Below are 16,880 nucleotides of genomic sequence, written 5' to 3' on the forward strand. Positions count from 1 at the left end.
GTCTTTTCTGGAAGATCAAGGCAGTTTAACTATTGGTGCGTGCCCTGAGTTGAAATCCCTTTTTTGGTGCGAGCAAGCGCGTTTATTTATATCAAACGCACCATTTAAATTCACAATGGCGACATTTTGCGCTTTTCAGGTGCGATTCGAGTTGCTAAGGTCCGGCTCAATCTCATTTAAAAACAATCAATCTGCCGAGACTTTTCATGATCGAATCCGTGGAATCTTTCCTTGCCCGCCTCAAAAAACGCGACCCTGACCAGCCAGAATTCCACCAGGCCGTAGAAGAAGTCCTACGTAGTCTGTGGCCTTTTCTTGAAGCCAACCCCCACTACCTGACCTCGGGCATCCTGGAGCGCCTCTGCGAGCCGGAACGCGCGATCACCTTTCGGGTGTCTTGGGTGGATGATCACGGCAAGGTCCAGGTCAATCGCGGTTTCCGTATCCAGATGAACAGCGCCATTGGCCCGTACAAAGGCGGCCTGCGCTTCCACCCATCGGTGAACCTGGGCGTGTTGAAGTTCCTCGCCTTCGAGCAAACCTTCAAGAATTCCCTGACCTCACTGCCGATGGGCGGCGGCAAAGGCGGCTCCGACTTCGACCCCAAGGGCAAGAGCGACGCCGAAGTCATGCGCTTTTGCCAGGCGTTCATGAGCGAGCTGTACCGGCATATCGGCGCAGATGTGGACGTACCGGCCGGCGATATCGGCGTGGGCGCGCGCGAGATCGGCTTTTTGTTCGGCCAGTACAAACGCTTGAGCAACCAGTTCACCTCCGTGCTGACCGGCAAGGGCATGACCTACGGCGGCAGCCTGATTCGGCCCGAAGCCACGGGTTTCGGCTGCGTGTACTTCGCCGAAGAAATGCTCAAGCGCAATGGTCAGCGGGTGGAAGGCAAGCGCGTGGCGGTATCCGGCTCCGGCAACGTCGCGCAGTACGCCGCGCGCAAGGTCATGGACCTGGGTGGCAAAGTGATTTCCCTCTCCGACTCCGAAGGCACCCTGTACGCCGAAAGCGGTTTGACCGAGGAGCAATGGTCAGCCCTGCTGGCGTTGAAAAACGTCCAGCGTGGTCGCATCAGCGAATTGGCCGCGCGTTTCGGCCTGGAATTCCGCGCCGGTAAAACCCCGTGGGAATTGGCCTGTGATATCGCGCTGCCTTGCGCCACCCAGAACGAACTCGACGCCGAAGCCGCCCGCACCCTGCTGCGCAACGGTTGCCTCTGCGTGGCCGAAGGCGCCAACATGCCGACTACGTTGGAGGCTGTGGATATCTTTATCGACGCGGGCATTCTGTTCGCGCCCGGCAAAGCATCCAACGCCGGCGGCGTGGCCGTGAGTGGCCTGGAAATGTCGCAGAACGCCATGCGCCTGCTATGGACCGCGGGTGAAGTGGACAGCAAGCTGCACAACATCATGCAGTCGATCCACCATGCCTGCGTGCACTACGGTGAGGAAAACGGCCGGGTCAACTACGTCAAAGGCGCGAACATCGCGGGCTTTGTGAAAGTCGCCGACGCGATGTTGGCCCAAGGCATCGTCTAAACCTCGGGCTCGATGCGCAGCACTTCGATCAACTGATCGCCGACGGGGCGCTGCCACAGCACTTCGTCGCCCACCTGAGCGCCCAGCAATGCGCGGCCCAGGGGCGAGCCCCAGTTGATCAAGCCGGCGTTGGCATCGGCCTGGTCTTCGCCAACCAACTGGATACGCTGCTGCTCGTCCTGTTCGTTGACGAAGGTCACCCAACTGCCGATCTGCACCTTGTCGGTGGAGGTGGCCGGTGCCACGACCTGGGCGCTTTGCAGCCGCTGGTTGAAGTAACGCAAATCCCGTTCAAGGTCAGCCTGGCGCTGTTTATCGCCCTTGGCGGATTCGATGCTGTATGCGTGCTGCAACTGCGCAACCTTGGCCTGCAACTGCGCCAGCCCTTGCGCGGTGAGGCGGTTGGGCTGCTCACTGACCTGGCGCTCCACCGGCTGGTCGGCCTGGGCGGCGGCGTTGTCTTCGTTTACAAAAGCTCGGCTCATGACGTTCTCCCTCTATGGAGCTTGGGCCATGGTCGCCGCGCTTTAGTTTCGATGGATGTCTGAAAACGACCTATTGCGAGCGATAGGCCCGGGCTGCGTCGCGGTCTTTCTCGTGCTGCCAGGCGCGGTCGCGGTCGTCCCAGTGATTGTCTTTGTAGTCACGCAGCTCTTCATTCTCACGCATGGCTTTGCACTGGCGAAAACCATCTTCCCAGCCTTCGGCGTATTCGCGGTTTTTGAGATAACGCGGCACGTTCTTGCGAAACTCCCCGCTTATGACGCCAGCCGCCTGGCGACCACTGCTGCAGCCATCGTCAAAACCATCAGCAAAGGCCGGTGGGTAACCTTTGGCCAGTAAATCCTGATGGGTCGATTGGCAACCCGACAGCCCCACCCACACACACAGCAATACCGCAGACCGCCACATGGCGTACTCCCTGGCCGTTTCACGGCTGATAGGGAGAGTCTAGAAGGGGATTTGTCGAGGAGGTGTGAAAGGCGCGTGAGAAAGGTGTTGGGCTAAAGGGCTATCAACGACGATTCCCTTAACGTCGTCCCCGACCCACCCCTGTCCTCAATCACCACCCTCGGCGTCGTCACATTTGGCGACTACGGCGAAAACGAGAAACCTCTGTTCCGCGTCAATTCCGGCATGCCGATTGATCAAGCACTGGAGCATGCCTCCACCCTGCTTTTTTACTCCAAGAAACTCGCCATGGAAGCCGCCATGGATGTGCGTGGTGAGCAATACGCCTGGGCCGCTCACTATCTGTGCGAGATGGGCAAGGCAGTCGTGGATGACCTGACCCAAGCGATGACGCCAGCAGCCTAATAGGTCGGCACTGCCTTTGTGGTGAGCAGGCTTGCCCTGCGCAGGGCAGGCCTGTTCACCACGAGGTTTATCGATGACTCCGGCCATCCAGGCGCGACTGTCAGTCGTAATAGCCCACAGTTTTTTTCAGTTAATCCGCATACTCGTAAATTTCATCGATAGATGAAATAGCGTGTCGGGTCTCATTTTTTTCCTCATCGAATATCCCGATGTACTTCTGGCTTCGATTGAAGTGAAGTCGGCAGATGGGCTTGCGGTTATTGTCGTCTAGCAGTATCCCAAAATAGCTCTGGGTATCTCGTTGAACGATGCGTTTTGCATCGACTACGGATCGGACGAGGGCGCGAACGATGTGGTAACCCTCCAGTTCTTCAAGCGTAGTTAGAATCTTATCTTCGGACTCGTCCCTGTCCTGCGCATCTGCATTCGCGCTGTTCGCGATGGGGATTGATGCCATTGTCGGTTGGATCGCGCCACTCATCGCCGACTTCAGCCGATCGTTGATCTGGTCGTTCAGAAATTGCGCTAACGCTTTTCGGGTCAGTTCAAAAAATTGCTCACGCACTTTTTGCGTGATGACACCCTCGTAAACACGGGATGCGAAGAACTTCACGAAGTCGTCTTCTGGTTTGCTTACCTGACTGCCAATGAGCTTTTTAAGCTGGCTGACGTACTTCAGCTCTCCGGCTGCATTGATGATGGAGTCAACATCGAAAGCCGACTTGGTGAGTTTGACCAACTCCGGTACCGCGTACTCGTCAATATCCAGCAGGTCCAGCTCTAGAAATGGCTTCTCGTCCATTTTGTTGGGGGCGTCCAAGTCGGTAAAAAACCTGTAGACCTGGCCGTTGGTGAGAATTGAGATCCTTGCGCTCGTAACATGAAAATACCGAAAAAGCTGTGAGGCATGGTTGATGCTCAATGACTCACCAATTTTTTTGCATTCGATGAGTATTTGGACTTCACCCTATTTCATGATCGCGTAATCTATTTTTTCACCTTTCTTCGTCCCTACATCACAGACAAATTCTGGCGTTACTTCCTGTGGATCAAATACGTCGTAGCCCAACACGGTGTTGATGAAAGGCATTACGAAAGCATTTTTTGTCGCTTCTTCTGTTTGAATGGCAGGGCCTTGTAGCCGAACTTTTGCTGCCAAACTGGTTAGCTTTTCGAAGAAATCCATAGTGAGCCTCTTACCTATTCAGATCCGTGTATAGATGGGATGGCAATTTGATTGCCGCCCGATACTAGTCCAAAACACCCTTAAAAAGGATGAGGTCGGAGGCAGTTTGGCTTGACTGAAAAAAGCTAAAAAAATGTCCGAAATTTCCCGCCTATTTTTCAATAGGTTAGAAGCAAGCTAAGAATTTGTATGTGTAAGTGCTGGTTCTCTTTGGGCTGTTGGAGCGGCGTGCTCAGCCAACTCCAACTGAATAAACGCCGCAATCATCGCTCGATATACCTGTTCAGTGACCTCGGGATTGGCACCCACGGTCTCCGATATACCCCGCACCTTGGCTATCACCTGTTCAACCCGTTGCGGTGCCTTGACGCCATCCGCGTCTTTTTTGAAGCGCGCGGCCTGGCATACGTAGCGGCCGCGTTCGGCCAGCAGGGTGACGATCTGTTGGTCAAGGTGATCGATGTTTGCGCGGATTTCTTCGAGGTTGGTGCAGATAACGGCCATGTTGATGGAACTCCTGATTGGGCGGGCAACGCCATGCGTCTGAATATAAGCGAGACAAATGTGGGAGGGGGCTTGCTCCCGATAGCGGTATGTCAGTCACTGGATACTTAACTGGCACACCGCCATCGGGAGCAAGCCCCCTCCCACATTGGATCTTCGCCGGGTCTTACCGATCAGTAGTGATACCACTTCACTTCAAGCATCACTTCATTCACCGGCGTTGATAAATGGCTGTACTCGCGCTGTGCACTCAGGCGCAGGCCCAGGTTGCGGGACAACTCCCACTGCTGGTTCAGGCTGATGCTGCGCCTTACTTCGCCGTTGGTGAAGAAGTCCCCTTTGGCTTCCAGGCTCAGGTTGCCCAGCGGATTCTTCCACAGCACGCCGGTGTTGAACCCGGCCGCCGGGGAGATGGCTTCGTTGAAGTCGTTGTTGTGTTCCACGCGTACGGTGCCAAGGGCGAAGCCGAGCATGTCGTCGCGCAGTTGCCAGGTGCTGCCGGCTCCGCCGTTGACGTGGGCGACCAGGGTTTCGTCGTCGTGCTTGCCCGGTACTCGCTCCAGGCCGCCGGTGACTTGCCATGACCATGGCTGCAACAGGGCGTTGCGCGGGGTCAGGGAGCGGATGGTGGCCAGGTCCAGTTGCTGCAGTTGCCAGTGGTTGCCTTCGTACTGGCGCAGTTTCATTTGCAGGATTTCGATCTGCGCGCCCAGCGGGAAGCCTTCGGCGTTGTCGTTGAGGTCGTGGTAGGCCATGCGCAGGCCGTATTCGCCAAAGGCTTTGTCGCCACGGGTGCCGATGCCGGCTTGCCAGGTGCGCGACTCGTGACCGTTTTCCGGCAGGCCTGGGGGCGTGATCTTCAGGTCAGGCGCGGGGTTCTGGTTGATGGCGCGCAGCAGTTCGAAGCTGCGTTGGGAGCGTTCGGCGTCGCGTTCCAAGCCATTCGCGCGGTAGCGGCCGAGGCGGTAGGCGGCGTCGATGATCAGGGCCTGGCGTTCGCGGGGCAGCGCTTTGAAAGCCGGCTCCTGCAGTTGCTTCTGGTCGTCGCTGACCTTCAATACCCATTGTTGCTCGTCGCTGTCCAACGGCTTGGCGCGTTCCAGCAACTCGCGTTCACGGGAGGGGCGATAGTCGATTTTCTCGACCAGGCCGGCGTCCTTCACGGCTTTTACCGTGTCGGTGGGGATGGCGGTCAGCGGGAATTGTTCGGTCAGGCGCAGGCCGGGGCGGGCCACTTGCAGCAGTTCCAGCAGGCGATAGGAGCAATTTTCGTCGAAGAAGAAGTAGTCGAACTGGATCTGCTTGAGTTCCCACACGTGTTCGACCATACGCTCGGTCTCGACCTGGGTGAGGTTGAGGCGGTATTCCCACAGGTCGCGATTTTCGAGGCTGCGGTATTCCGACAACTTCTCCTGATAAGGCACCAGCGCGAACAGGCCGGGATAACCGCCCATCAGGCCTTTCCAAGCGTAGAGGATGCTGTTGTCGGAGCCTTCGATGTAGGCGCCGAAGTTGATCGCGTAGCTGAGCAAGGCGGTGTTGTTGCTTTGCACGTCGGCCTGGTCGATGCGCAGCAGGGTGTGACCGAACATCGACGACGGGCTGTTGAGGTAGGCCGCCGGGAAGATCATCACCGCGCTGTGGGGCGCAACGTCCTTGAACCACTGTTTGAATTCTTTGCAGTCGACAGCGGGCAGGTCGGCCAGGTGCAACTGGTCCTTGAGCCAGCGGGTGCGCGCGGGGTAAACGCATTGGGCGTGTTTTTCACCCAGGCTGGCCGGGGCGTAGAGGGCATCGACCGTGGCCTTGAGTTCGGCGTCCGGGTGGTGGGCGCCGTCAGCGGCGAGGAAAAACTTTTTTTCGCTGACATAGCTGCGCCAGCCACTGATTTTTCCGGCTTCGTAGTGGCCCAAAGACAACCAGAAAGGGTCGTTGGCCAGTTGCTGCAAACGTTGATCATCGAGGTGCGGGGCCGCATGCAGCGGGGCGCAGGCGAAGAGAGCCAGGCAAGCGAGGCGTTTGAGCATGGGGGCTACTTAAGTCGGAATAAAAAAAAGACCCAAGGGGGACAGGTCGAAAAAATAAAACCCGCGCCTCGAAAGACGCGGGCGGATCGAGCTTAAGCCTGGGTAGCGTATTTCGCCAGACGGGCATCGCTTTTCAGTACAGCAATGGTGTTGTTGTGCACGTCGTCAGCGGTCACGTCAGCCTTGCTGAAGATCTGCTGGAAGTGCTCGTGGGTCACGGCAGCAAAGTGCTCGCGATCTTCAGGCGCAACGCCCAGTACCACAGCGTAGGTGGTCAGCGCTTCGCCGTTACCCTTGGCCATGTCTTCGGACAGCTCGTTCATCATGCCATTCATGGCAATCCACGATTTGCCGCCGTAAGTCAGGGCGCTGTTGGTGCTGCAACCGTTGGTGCCCGAGGTCATGCCGAAGGTGGCGTTACCCGAAGTACCGTTGGTGGTGGAAGCCAGGAAGTGAGCTGGAGTACCGCGCTGGCCTTCGAACAACATGTTGCCCCAACCGCAGTTCGGGCCACCTGGTGCTTCTGCCATTGCATTGAGGGAGACGACGGTGAAGAGAGTACCGAGAAGGATCCGTTTCATAGCTTTGTTCTCTATTGTGTGCAAACCAATGGACAAGGGTTCAGGCACTTCATAGCGCCCTAGGGATCGGTTATTAGTCCAACCCGCGCAGTTTGGAGTTTAGGCACGTTCCAAGGGTTCCGTGTGTTTTTATAAAACAATTCGCGATGTCGCGTTTTTTTTGCAGGACGCATCCCGCGTCTATGGCTTTCCCTCAAGCGCGCCTTGCCAGAGCGCGTAAGCGGGAGCCAGAATGCCGTCATCTGCCCCGCCTGATGTAAGGAAGCCCGATGCCTGATCCTGTTGCTGCCAGCTTGCGTCTAGCGCCCGAAGCGCTGACTCGCCCTTTCTCCGCTGAACAGTTCAGCTTCTCGACCACCAATGATTTGGAGCCCTTTCGCGGTGTGCTTGGCCAGGAACGTGCGGTTGAAGCCTTGCAGTTCGGTGTGGCCATGCCACGCCCTGGTTACAACGTGTTTGTCATGGGCGAGCCGGGTACCGGCCGCTTTTCGTTCGTCAAACGCTACCTGAAGGCCGAAGGCAAGCGCCTGCAGACCCCGGCGGACTGGGTCTATGTGAACAATTTCGATGAACCTCGCGAACCGCGTGCCCTGGAATTACCGGGCGGCGGCGCAGCGGCGTTCATCAGCGATATCAACGGCCTGGTCGACAACCTGGTGGCCACTTTCCCGGCGGTCTTCGAGCACCCGACGTATCAACAGCGCAAAAGCGCCATCGACCGTGCGTTCAACCAGCGCTACGACAAGGCACTGGACGTGATCGAACGCCTGGCCCTGGAAAAGGACGTGGCGCTGTACCGTGACAGCACCAACATCGCGTTCACGCCGATGCTCGACGGCAAGGCGCTGGACGAGGCCGAGTTCTCGCAGTTGCCGGAAGCCGACCGTGAGCGTTTCCACACGGATATTTCCGAGCTGGAAGAGCGCCTCAACGAAGAACTGGCCAGCCTGCCGCAGTGGAAGCGTGAGTCCAACAACCAACTGCGCCAGTTCAACGAAGAAACCATCACCCTGGCCCTGCAGCCCTTGCTCGCACCGCTGTCGGAAAAGTATGCGGAAAATGCGGCTGTCTGCGGTTACCTGCAAGCCATGCAGGTGTACCTGCTCAAGACCGTGGTCGAGCAATTGGTCGACGACGCCAAAACCGACGCGCAGGCGCGCAAGCTGCTTGAAGAACAGTACTGCCCGAGCCTGGTGGTCGGCCATCCGGTCAACGGTGGCGCACCGGTGGTGTTTGAACCGCACCCGACCTACGACAACCTGTTCGGCCGTATCGAATACAGCACCGACCAAGGTGCGCTCTACACCACTTATCGTCAGTTGCGCCCAGGTGCGCTGCACCGTGCCAACGGCGGTTTCCTGATTCTTGAAGCCGAAAAAATGCTCAGTGAGCCGTTTGTCTGGGACGCCCTCAAGCGCTCCCTGCAGTCGCGCAAGCTGAAGATGGAATCGCCATTGGGCGAGCTGGGCCGCCTGGCCACCGTGACCCTCAACCCGCAGATGATCCCGTTGCAGGTCAAGGTCATCATCATTGGCTCCCGCCAGCTGTACTACGCGTTGCAGGACGCCGACCCGGACTTCCAGGAGATGTTCCGGGTGCTGGTGGACTTCGACGAAGACATCCCGATGGTCGACGAAAGCCTGGAGCAGTTCGCCCAGTTGCTCAAAACCCGCACCTCGGAAGAAGGCATGGCGCCGCTGACCTCGGATGCGGTGGCACGGCTGGCCACTTACAGCGCACGCTTGGCGGAACACCAGGGGCGCTTGTCGGCGCGCATTGGTGACTTGTTCCAGCTGGTCAGCGAGGCGGATTTCATTCGCCACCTGGCGGGTGACGAGATGACCGACGCCGGCCATATCGAGCGTGCACTCAAGGCCAAGGCCACGCGCACTGGGCGAGTCTCGGCGCGGATTCTCGACGACATGCTCGCCGGGGTCATCCTGATCGACACCGCCGGTGCGGCGGTGGGCAAGTGCAACGGGCTGACGGTGCTGGAAGTCGGTGACTCGGCCTTTGGCGTGCCGGCGCGGATTTCCGCCACGGTGTACCCGGGCGGCAGCGGTATTGTCGACATCGAGCGTGAGGTCAACCTCGGCCAGCCGATTCACTCCAAGGGCGTGATGATCCTCACCGGTTACCTGGGCAGCCGTTATGCGCAGGAATTCCCGCTGGCGATCTCCGCGAGCATTGCGCTGGAGCAGTCCTACGGCTACGTGGACGGCGACAGTGCGTCTCTGGGCGAGGCGTGCACCTTGATTTCGGCCTTGTCGAAAACCCCGCTCAAGCAGTGCTTTGCCATCACCGGTTCCATCAATCAGTTTGGTGAAGTGCAGGCGGTGGGCGGGGTCAACGAGAAGATCGAAGGCTTCTTCCGCCTGTGTGAAGCGCGCGGTTTGACCGGGGAGCAGGGGGCGATCATTCCCCAGGCCAACGTCGCCACGCTGATGCTCGATGAAAAGGTGCTGCAGGCCGTGCGTGCCGGGCAGTTCCATATCTATGCGGTGCGCCAGGCGGATGAGGCATTGAGCCTGCTGGTGGGCGAGGATGCCGGTGAGCCGGATGCAGAAGGTCAGTTCCCGGAAGGCACGGTCAATGCGCGCGTGGTAGAGCGTCTGCGGGCAATTGCCGAGATGATCAGCGAAGAGGACCTGAAGGAGGCCGAGAAGGAGCTGGTCCAGCAGGCGCTGGCGGAAGCCAAGCCCACTTGATGGTGTCGTGACTGGTGGGCTGTTGTGGTGAGCACGCTTGTTGTGGTGAGCGGGCTTGCCCCGCGCTGGGCTGCGTAGCAGCCCCAAAACCAAACAATTCAATCTCACTGGCACACCGCACCGGTCCCACTGGGGCCGCTTCGCAGCCCAGCGCGGGGCAAGCCCGCTCACCACATGACGGGCTAAACCGTCACAAATTTGGCGAGACTTTAGCGCCGACGCCCGTTGGTCTCTACAACCTTGGTTTGTCGTGGTTTTCTTCTATTCTGAGCTCAAGGGATATCCACAGGAGTCGCTGGATAGAAACAGCCTCGCCCCAGGCGCAGGTTGAACACCGATCTACCGAGGGCCGCCGCCATGTCGCGCAACCTCTGCCTCACCCGCCAGTGCTTTGGCCTGGTCACCCGTATTGAATGTTCCATTCGCCCTCTTGCGGGGGATAACGGGATGTGGACCTTGTTGTTTGCCGCCGGAATGACCGGTGAACAGCCGTCCACCATCAAGTCCCAAGGCCCGTTTCCAGGGCCTTTCGTGGCGGAAAATATTCTCGAATCCATCGTGGACAGCCTGACCCTGCACGGCTATGAGCTGGCGGGCGACCCGCAGATCTGGTGCCTGCACATGCAGGCCCATCTGCGCCAGCTCAACGGTGGGCATGACCAACTGGCCCTGTAGGCGCCGGTCACTTGCTCTCGGGCTTGTCCAGTTTGACTTCGAAGCCGTATTGCACGGTACTCAGGTCGGTGCGCTGGTAACTTTCCAGGGTCGTCGGCTGGCCGTAGAAGTAATGCACGTCAAACATCGCCGTACCGTACTCCTCGGCGCGGTGGCTCACACCCAGGATTTCCTTGAGGTAGTTGCCGCTGGCGTCCTTGGCGTAGAAGCGCCAGCTGTCGGCGGGGAATTCCTTTTGGTCGACGACCAGCGCGTTGTCCTTGAGCGACAGTCCTTTAGGCAGCTTGGCCACGTCTATCTCGGCTTTCTCGATGGTCGCCAGGAACAGCGGAATCGAGCCCACCACATACGCCGGATTTTCTGGAAACAGGTTGAGATCGTAGGTGAGGGTGCCGCGCGCCGGGTTCAGTTCGAAGGCCTCGGTCGGTAATTCGATCGGCTCGCCGCGTTCGCCTTTTTCGTCGGCGGTGAAGAAGGTCACCGGTGACTCGCTGCTGTTGCGCTCGCTGCCCACCAGGTCGTCATTGAAGGTGAAAGGGTGGTCAAACACGATGTGCGCCGCGCTGGCGTCTTCGACCGACTGGCTGATGGTGACGCTGTTTTTCAACTGTTCTTCGGTCATGCTCGCGTCTTTGAGCCAACTGGCGGCGCCGTCGTCATACACGGTGACCGGCATCGGCAAGGCCTGTACGGTTTGTTGCAGGCTGTTCTTGTCGAAACGCAGCACCGGCAGGTCGAGGTCCTTGCGGGTGCGGGTAGCGGTGGAGAAATCCAGTACGTTGACCTGCAGGTTGTCGATCACGCCATTGAAATACACCTTGGCGTAATGGCTGCTCTGCTTGTGTTCGAAGGCTTTTTGTTCATCGGTAAGCTGTTTTTCGAATGCCTCCGACCAGGCCTTCTGCTTTTGCATCTCGGCCAGTTGTTTCTCGTAGAACGCCACCTGCGCGCTGCTCTCATTGATCGAGCCCGAGCGCGTTAGGAATTGCCCGGTGCTGTCCCGTGCCTGTACCAGCAGCGGGTTGGGCGATTCATCGCCGACTTCCGGCGCCAACGCTTGGCTGTTGGTCAGCTCGATCTCGGCGTAGTTTTTCTCCAGGAGCAGCAGCTTGAGGGTGATATTGCCTTCGGTACGCGTGTGGCCCACGTCCTTTTTCGACAGGTCAAACGTCAACACCTTGCCCGGCGCGATCACTTCGACCGTGCCCTTTAGGTTGATGGGTTGGGGCTGGCTCTTGTTTTCCGTCTCGATGCCGTCGATGAACGGGTAGGTCACCGTCAGGTCATCCGGGTTGGTCAAGTTGGAGCTGCTGGGGCTCAGTTGGATGCCGGGATCGGTTTCCGACCATTCCGGCTGGAAGGGGATGACCTTTTTGTTGCTCAAGGTGACCGACTGCCATTCCAGGCCATGGGGGAAGGGGAACTGGTCAGACGTATTGAACGTGAACGGGAAGACCGGTTGCAAGTCCGTCAAATAGTCGGAATGGGAGGTCTTGCGCAGTACGAACAGGCCATTGATGTAGGTGTCCACCAGCGCCTGGGGCGTGGGGTAGTGCTTGAGCAGCGCCAAGCTGTCTTCGCCGTATTCGGCTTCGATGGGCTTGGTGGCGAGCTTGGCCTGAGCCCGTTCCAGTAACAGCAACGAACCGCCCAGATCGGCGATGGCGTCGCGCAGCTTGGTGTCCTGGATGCTGTCGAGGGACTGTTCGAACTTGGCGGTTTTCTCTTCGAGGGTCGCCTGCTTCTGCTCGTCGCTGGGGGAGCAGCCGCCGGCCAGCAGCAATGCCGCGCACAGGCCGATACTGGCCAAAGGGGATCGCACATCCATCATCTGAGTTTTTCCTGTCCGACGTCATCGAGCCGATTTATTGGGCTCGACACTAGCAGAAAAATTCCCTTACAGATGCCGCCCACGTCAGTTTTCTGGTGGTGACAGGTGTCTTGTGGCGGCTGGTATACTCGCCGCCATTTCTAGCCAAGCTGTGTGAGATCCAATGGAACGCTTTATCGAAAATGCTATGTACGCCTCGCGCTGGCTACTGGCGCCGATCTATTTCGGCTTGTCCCTGGGGTTGTTGGCGCTGGCGCTGAAATTCTTCCAGGAAGTGATTCACCTGCTGCCGAGCGTGTTCTCGATGGCCGAGTCCGAGTTGATCCTGGTGCTGCTGTCGTTGATCGACATGGCCCTGGTCGGTGGCTTGCTGGTCATGGTGATGATCTCCGGCTACGAGAACTTCGTCTCGCAGCTGGATATCGATGACAACAAAGAGAAACTCAACTGGCTGGGCACCATGGACTCTTCGTCGCTGAAGATGAAAGTGGCGGCGTCCATCGTGGCGATTTCGTCCATCCACTTGCTGCGCATCTTCATGGACGCCAAGAACGTCGATCCGCAGCACTTGATGTGGTACGTGATCATTCACATGACCTTCGTGGTCTCGGCGTTTGCCATGGGTTACCTGGACAAAGTCACCAAGCACTGATGCCCTGCGCTGGCCTTACTCCTCCACGAAGTAGTAAGGCTGGCGATTGATCGACATCTGCTTGATCACCTTGACCGGGGTGGTCAGGTCATCGGTATGGTCCAGCAATGCAACGTTGCCGGGCTTGGCACTGAGGTAGTTGTGCAACTGCGCCTCGGTTTGCAGGATCGGCAAATAGGCCTGCAGGTAAAACACGCTGGCCCCGGCGATGCGCTCGTTAGGCCGGAACAACACCACCTCCCTGCCTTCGTCTTTCAATGCCTGCACCTGGCTGATCACCGGTATAAACGAGTGGTGCGCGTCGGCTTTGGGCGCGAACCAGAAGGCCGCAATCAGGTAGCAACCGACGGCCAGGGTGAACACGCCGCCCACCAGGGTTCTGTGATGTGTGTGCAGTGCGGGTTTGTGAGTTTTCAGCCAGTCCAGCAGCACCCGTGCGTATTCCGCAGCCAGTACGGCGGCGGCCGGAGTGAGTGCCATCAGGTACACGGTGCGTTTGCTCGATGCCAGGGTCAGCAGGGTGAACTGCGCCACCAGCCAGACACTGAAGAACAGGTGGTAGCGGTTGCGCATCAGGCTTTTACGGAAATGCCACAGGCCCAGGTAGACCAGGATGTTCCAGGGCAGGAACGCTTCGGGCAACTTGGCGATGTAGTAGTAGAACGGCTCGTAGTGTCCGGCCTCGACAAACGAGCCGCTGAACCGGCCGACGCTGTTGGTCAACACCACTTCGGCCACGGCCTGCAGCCCGCCGCGTTGGAACAGGAAACCCAACCAAATCACCAGCGGCACCAACGCCAATAAGGTAAACAGCGCAGGCTTGAGCCAATCGCCAATGCGCAGGCGCTTGTCCATCAGGCTGGTGATGGCCAGGTACACAAAAATCACAATGCCCGGCATCGCCAGGCCCAGCACGCCTTTGCTGAGCGTGGCGATCACCATCCCTGCAGTAAACAGTGCCCATGCGCCCGCGCTGGAGCCTTCACGATCGGGCCGCACGGCCTGGTAGAACGCCAGCAACGCGGTGGTCACGCCGAGGGTAAGCAGCGAGTCTTCACCCACGCCGCGCACATTGCCCCAGTAGCTGGCCATGGTCGCCAGGATCAAGGCCGCACTGAACGCCAGCGTCTGCGGTCGCCCGAACCTGCGCAGCATGCCATACAGCAGCATCACGCTGAACAACCCGGCAAACGCCGAAGCCAGGCGCACGGCCCAGGTGGTGCCGCCGAACAGGCGAATCGCCCCGGCATCGATCCACAGGCTCAGGGGCGGTTTTTCCAGGAAGGGCTCACGAAATAGCTGGGGCACCACCCAGTTATTGTCCAGGTGCATGGCCATGGCGATGCCGGCCACGCGGGCTTCGGTGGAGCCTTGCAATTCATGGTTACCGAGGGCGAAGAAAAACAACAGACCAGCCAGCAGGAGCAGGAGGGGAGCGGTACGCGTCATAGGGTGTGGCTACCGAAGCAGGGGGGCGCTCGGGGGAGCGGCCCGCAATCAGTGAGTATAGGGAGGCGATTCTTAATATTTGATGAACAAAAAACAGATTGAAGGCGCTGGGCCAGGGGGATCACCCCCTGGCTTCGCTGGAGGCGCTAAGAGGCTTTGACTTTAAAGCGGCTCAGCCCTTGCTGCATGGCGTTGGCCCGTTCCGACAGGTTCCGCGCGGCCACTGCGCATTGCTGGGAGTTGGTCTGATTTTGCTGAGTGACTTCATCAATTTGCTCCAGCCCGATACTGGCCTGTTGCAAGCCGGAGGCCTGTTCACTGGAGGCTTGGTAGATCAATGAGACCAGACTGGAAACCGTGCTGGTGCCGGTCACGATGTTTCTCAATGAATCGGCCGTGCGCCCGGCGATAACCATGCCACGCTGCGTTTTGGTCGAAGAGTCCGCAATCAGCGCCGCTGTTTGCTGGGCTGCTTCGGCGCTACGGGCGGCGAGGCTCCTGACCTCATCGGCAACCACTGCAAAACCTCGGCCCAACTCCCCGGCGCGTGCAGCCTCGATTGCAGCGTTCAAGGCCAGCAGGTTGGTTTGGGCGGCGATGTTGTCGATGGTGGTGATGATGGCGGTAATGTCTTTACCCGAGTTGTCGATCTCCGCCATGGCGGCTATCAATTCACTCATCAGCTTGTCACTTTCACCTGCGTCGGCTCGCGAGGCTTGGGATTGCTCGTCGGCTTTTTTGGCGTTGGCAGCGTTGTCGGTGGTTTGCGCCGCCATTTGGGTCATGACAGCGCTGATTTCGGTGATGGACGATGCCGAGTTGGATGCGCCGTCGGACAACGACTGGCTCAATTCGGTGACCTGTGCGGAGCTGCCGGTGATCTGCGTTGCACTGGCCTGCACTTGGGAAATCAACGCGTTCAAGTTGCCGACCATTTTTTCCAGCGATTTGCCCAACGTGTCGTTGGGGGAGGATAGGCGTACCTCCAGGTCCAGGTCTCCCTCGGAAATGCGCTCGGCTACACGGACCTGGCGCTGCAGGCTTTCCGACATGTCGTTCAAGGCGAAGGACAATTGGCCGACTTCATCTTCGGATTTTTGCACCAGGCGATGAGAGAAATCGCCCAGGCTGATGTTGGCGGCCAAGGCGGCGGCTTCACGTATCGGGCCGACGATTTTTGCGGTGGCAAACCAAAGAGCAAGCAATGCCGCTACCGAGATGAGTACGCCGACCGAAACCTGCCATACGCTGCTCTTGAAGCCGCGAGATTGCAATTCCTTCTCCAGGGCAAGGGCCTGGCTCATGACCACGGCTTTGGGCAAGTGGATCAGTATGGCCCAGGGTTTGTCGGTGCGGCCCAAGGGGATGGGCATCTGCACCTCGATTTCCTGGGACTCTTGATTGAGTCGGCTATCGCCCTGGCCTTTCTGCACATTGGCCAGCACCTTATCCCAGGTGTTGGGTAGCAACCCCTTCAGTGGCTGGCCGATCAGTTCCGGCCGTTTACTGTCGGCCACCACCAGCCCTTGATGGCTCACAATCGACACGGAGCCTTTACCGCCGTACAGGTCGGCAGACATTTGCTCGCTGAGCTTCTGGATAAACGAAATGTCGAAGTCAGCGCCGACGACGCCGTAGAAAGTGCCATTGGCAGTGATTGGAACCGACAGCGTAGTGAGCCACACGTTTTTGCCTTGCACCACGTAGGGAATGGGGTCCAGCACGCTTTCCTTCTGGGTATCCCGAGGGCCGGAGTACCAGCCGCCCTTCAATACACCGTTGGGGTGGCGGGTGTCGGAGTCATACTCGACCAGCGGTTGTACCGCGATGTGGCCATCTGCGCTGCGCGTCCAATAGGGGGTGAAGCGGCCGGTCAATGGGTTGTTGCCGCCTTCATTGTTACGAAAGGCTTGATCCTGGCCGTCCAGTGCATCCGGCTCCCAGCATGAATACGTGCCGTTGAAGTCCGGGTTGTCTTTGAGCACGCTGAGCAACATCGCATTGATATGATCACGGCCTAATGTCAGCGAACTGTGTGCATTTTTGCTGGCGCCCAGTGTGTTGGCCAGGGTACGAGCCGAATCCAGGGCAGTCTGCAGTTTGGCCTGTATGGCGTTGGCGCGGGACTCCGCCAGGTTTTGCATTTCGCGGATGGTGGCGCTTTCAATCAATGTTGAAACTTCGGTGCCCACATAGGCTTGATTGGCGTTTGAAGAGTACAGCCCATACAACACCAGACTCGCACATGAGATAAACAGGCAGAGTCCGGCGGTGAAGCAAATTCGAGTCTGCAATGATTTGAATTTCATGGTATTTCCCGCCCACGCTAATAGTTGTCGACATAATCGGATGTCGACATTCCAATATATTTTTCACGCAAGGCTTAGTGCTTGATCATGTGCTGCT

General features: G+C 58.4%; 13 protein-coding genes and 2 pseudogenes. 5 read left to right on the top strand and 10 right to left on the bottom strand.

Features of this window, described 5'->3' with window-relative positions; genetic code table 11:
* Positions 1 to 206 precede the first annotated feature (206 nt).
* A complete protein-coding gene (gene gdhA, locus AO064_RS09015; protein ID WP_064053090.1) occupies positions 207 to 1,544 on the top strand; it encodes an NADP-specific glutamate dehydrogenase in 1,338 nt (445 codons plus the stop codon).
* Here the strand turns inward: gdhA and AO064_RS09020 are convergent.
* Together AO064_RS09020 and AO064_RS09025 are read right to left on the bottom strand one after the other, a co-directional pair.
* Complete coding sequence (locus AO064_RS09020) at positions 1,541 to 2,029, bottom strand: GreA/GreB family elongation factor (protein ID WP_064053091.1); 489 nt, start codon at positions 2,027 to 2,029, stop codon at positions 1,541 to 1,543. The genes gdhA and AO064_RS09020 overlap by 4 nt on opposite strands.
* Positions 2,030 to 2,099: 70 nt before the next feature.
* Entirely contained in the window at positions 2,100 to 2,456 is a 357-nt protein-coding gene (locus AO064_RS09025; RefSeq protein ID WP_015885976.1) for a hypothetical protein, read from the bottom strand.
* Between the two features lie 102 nt (positions 2,457 to 2,558).
* Between AO064_RS09025 and AO064_RS09030 the strand changes: the two genes are divergently transcribed.
* The gene (locus tag AO064_RS09030) at positions 2,559 to 2,861 is read left to right on the top strand and encodes a DUF3077 domain-containing protein (protein WP_082893910.1); all 303 of its coding nucleotides are present in this window, start codon (positions 2,559 to 2,561) and stop codon (positions 2,859 to 2,861) included.
* A gap of 130 nt (positions 2,862 to 2,991) precedes the next feature.
* Here the strand turns inward: AO064_RS09030 and AO064_RS09035 are convergent.
* The 4 genes and pseudogenes from AO064_RS09035 to AO064_RS09050 form a co-directional block, all read right to left on the bottom strand.
* A pseudogene (locus AO064_RS09035) lies at positions 2,992 to 4,047 on the bottom strand (type I restriction endonuclease).
* Between the two features lie 177 nt (positions 4,048 to 4,224).
* Entirely contained in the window at positions 4,225 to 4,551 is a 327-nt protein-coding gene (locus tag AO064_RS09040) for a chorismate mutase (RefSeq protein WP_064053093.1), read from the bottom strand.
* A gap of 173 nt (positions 4,552 to 4,724) precedes the next feature.
* Positions 4,725 to 6,578: an Lnb N-terminal periplasmic domain-containing protein gene (locus AO064_RS09045; RefSeq protein ID WP_064053094.1), complete on the bottom strand. Its 1,854-nt coding sequence runs from the start codon at positions 6,576 to 6,578 to the stop codon at positions 4,725 to 4,727.
* A gap of 92 nt (positions 6,579 to 6,670) precedes the next feature.
* The gene (locus tag AO064_RS09050; protein ID WP_015885974.1) at positions 6,671 to 7,159 is read right to left on the bottom strand and encodes a DUF3015 domain-containing protein; all 489 of its coding nucleotides are present in this window, start codon (positions 7,157 to 7,159) and stop codon (positions 6,671 to 6,673) included.
* A gap of 269 nt (positions 7,160 to 7,428) precedes the next feature.
* Here AO064_RS09050 and AO064_RS09055 point away from each other — a divergent pair, with 269 nt between their 5' ends.
* Complete coding sequence (locus AO064_RS09055) at positions 7,429 to 9,867, top strand: Lon protease family protein (RefSeq protein WP_064053095.1); 2,439 nt, start codon at positions 7,429 to 7,431, stop codon at positions 9,865 to 9,867.
* A gap of 357 nt (positions 9,868 to 10,224) precedes the next feature.
* Positions 10,225 to 10,542 (top strand): PA4575 family protein, encoded by a 318-nt coding sequence (locus tag AO064_RS09060; RefSeq protein ID WP_015885972.1) that lies wholly within the window; start codon positions 10,225 to 10,227, stop codon positions 10,540 to 10,542.
* 7 nt (positions 10,543 to 10,549) lie between these two features.
* On the opposite strand, the gene AO064_RS09065 is transcribed toward AO064_RS09060, so the two are convergent.
* Positions 10,550 to 12,373 carry a hypothetical protein gene (locus AO064_RS09065; RefSeq protein WP_082893911.1) on the bottom strand — a complete coding sequence of 608 codons (1,824 nt, stop codon included), beginning with the start codon at positions 12,371 to 12,373 and terminating at the stop codon, positions 10,550 to 10,552.
* A gap of 163 nt (positions 12,374 to 12,536) precedes the next feature.
* Between AO064_RS09065 and AO064_RS09070 the strand changes: the two genes are divergently transcribed.
* Entirely contained in the window at positions 12,537 to 13,025 is a 489-nt protein-coding gene (locus AO064_RS09070; RefSeq protein WP_010206662.1) for a TIGR00645 family protein, read from the top strand.
* A gap of 15 nt (positions 13,026 to 13,040) precedes the next feature.
* Here AO064_RS09070 and AO064_RS09075 read toward each other — a convergent pair whose 3' ends face one another.
* From AO064_RS09075 to AO064_RS32030, 3 genes and pseudogenes are all read right to left on the bottom strand, one after another.
* Positions 13,041 to 14,474 carry an ArnT family glycosyltransferase gene (locus AO064_RS09075; protein ID WP_015885970.1) on the bottom strand — a complete coding sequence of 478 codons (1,434 nt, stop codon included), beginning with the start codon at positions 14,472 to 14,474 and terminating at the stop codon, positions 13,041 to 13,043.
* 146 nt (positions 14,475 to 14,620) lie between these two features.
* Complete coding sequence (locus AO064_RS32025) at positions 14,621 to 15,526, bottom strand: methyl-accepting chemotaxis protein (RefSeq protein ID WP_442081426.1); 906 nt, start codon at positions 15,524 to 15,526, stop codon at positions 14,621 to 14,623.
* A pseudogene (locus tag AO064_RS32030) lies at positions 15,521 to 16,783 on the bottom strand (PDC sensor domain-containing protein); the annotation flags it as partial. The gene AO064_RS32025 and the pseudogene AO064_RS32030, both read right to left, overlap by 6 nt.
* Between the last annotated feature and the right edge of the window lie 97 nt (positions 16,784 to 16,880).

The sequence above is a fragment of the Pseudomonas marginalis genome (assembly GCF_001645105.1).
Lineage (GTDB): Bacteria > Pseudomonadota > Gammaproteobacteria > Pseudomonadales > Pseudomonadaceae > Aquipseudomonas > Aquipseudomonas petroselini.

What these genes read in the sequence shown, in the direction of transcription:
- gdhA (WP_064053090.1), top strand. Translation starts at nt 207, where the DNA reads ATGATCGAATCCGTGGAATCTTTCCTTGCCCGCCTCAAAAAACGCGAC.
- AO064_RS09020 (WP_064053091.1), bottom strand. Translation starts at nt 2,029, where the DNA reads ATGAGCCGAGCTTTTGTAAACGAAGACAACGCCGCCGCCCAGGCCGAC.
- AO064_RS09025 (WP_015885976.1), bottom strand. Translation starts at nt 2,456, where the DNA reads ATGTGGCGGTCTGCGGTATTGCTGTGTGTGTGGGTGGGGCTGTCGGGT.
- AO064_RS09040 (WP_064053093.1), bottom strand. Translation starts at nt 4,551, where the DNA reads ATGGCCGTTATCTGCACCAACCTCGAAGAAATCCGCGCAAACATCGAT.
- AO064_RS09045 (WP_064053094.1), bottom strand. Translation starts at nt 6,578, where the DNA reads ATGCTCAAACGCCTCGCTTGCCTGGCTCTCTTCGCCTGCGCCCCGCTG.
- AO064_RS09050 (WP_015885974.1), bottom strand. Translation starts at nt 7,159, where the DNA reads ATGAAACGGATCCTTCTCGGTACTCTCTTCACCGTCGTCTCCCTCAAT.
- AO064_RS09055 (WP_064053095.1), top strand. Translation starts at nt 7,429, where the DNA reads ATGCCTGATCCTGTTGCTGCCAGCTTGCGTCTAGCGCCCGAAGCGCTG.
- AO064_RS09060 (WP_015885972.1), top strand. Translation starts at nt 10,225, where the DNA reads ATGTCGCGCAACCTCTGCCTCACCCGCCAGTGCTTTGGCCTGGTCACC.
- AO064_RS09065 (WP_082893911.1), bottom strand. Translation starts at nt 12,373, where the DNA reads ATGATGGATGTGCGATCCCCTTTGGCCAGTATCGGCCTGTGCGCGGCA.
- AO064_RS09070 (WP_010206662.1), top strand. Translation starts at nt 12,537, where the DNA reads ATGGAACGCTTTATCGAAAATGCTATGTACGCCTCGCGCTGGCTACTG.
- AO064_RS09075 (WP_015885970.1), bottom strand. Translation starts at nt 14,474, where the DNA reads ATGACGCGTACCGCTCCCCTCCTGCTCCTGCTGGCTGGTCTGTTGTTT.
- AO064_RS32025 (WP_442081426.1), bottom strand. Translation starts at nt 15,526, where the DNA reads ATGTCGGAAAGCCTGCAGCGCCAGGTCCGTGTAGCCGAGCGCATTTCC.